The 853-nt window shown below is 60.6% G+C and carries 1 protein-coding gene; it reads left to right on the top strand.

The annotated features are described in order from the left end of the window. Window positions 1–200: 200 nt before the first annotated feature. Window positions 201–853, top strand: a 653-nt coding sequence (locus ACOADB_RS00805; protein ID WP_378596022.1) for a UvrD-helicase domain-containing protein, incomplete at its 3' end; no start/stop codon positions are given.

Genomic DNA, 853 nt, shown 5'->3' with positions numbered 1-853 from the left:
GCTGCCATGGCAGCGTTCGACGGACAGGACGAGCTGCTCTTCGATGCTCTTCCCGGTCCCCTTGCACGGCTCATCGACGCCGTTAGCAAACGTCTTGAGTCGACGCCCGAATGATCTCCCCTGAGAGCTGGAAACCGGCGGACGGGATCACCCTCGAGACGAACGCACTCCTAGCCGTACGAGAGCAAGACTCTGACGTCGTGGTCTCGGCCGGACCCGGCGCAGGCAAGACCGAGTTGTTAGCTCAACGAGCGGACTTCCTCCTCACAACGGGCAGCTGCCCCTACCCGAGACGAATCCTGGCGATCTCGTTCAAAGTCGACGCGGCACGCAACATTCGTGAGCGTGTACGTCGACGTTGCAGGGGCCAACTGGCGGCGCGGTTCGACAGCTTCACCTTTCACGCCTTCGCCAAGCGGATCGTCGACAACTACCGCGTCCTCCTCACTGGCACCGACGCCCTCGATCCCGACTACACCCTTCACGCGACTAAGCGGGTCCAGTACGAGCAGATCACCTTCGATGACCTTGTTCGGCTCGCCATCGACATCCTCCGGATAAGCCCACACGCGCGCAACGCCATCCACCAGACCTACACCCATGTGTTCCTCGACGAGTTCCAAGACGCGACGGCGAAGCAGTACGAACTCCTGAAGGAAGCGTTTCTAGACAGCAGCGCGGTGCTAACCGCAGTAGGCGACACCAAACAACGCATCATGAAGTTCGCCGGGGCGCTCGACGGCATCATGAAGACCTTCGCCGGCGACTTCAGCGCCAACTCCCTCACGCTCTATCAGAATTTTCGTTCAGCTCCCGTGCTCCGCCGTATGCAGAATCGCATGGTGCTCGTAAT

This window comes from Nocardioides sp. CPCC 206348, from assembly GCF_048654705.1.
In the GTDB taxonomy this organism is placed as follows: domain Bacteria; phylum Actinomycetota; class Actinomycetes; order Propionibacteriales; family Nocardioidaceae; genus Nocardioides.
Note: the sequence above shows the minus strand (reverse complement) of the source record. Positions and strands in the feature narration are given on the sequence as shown.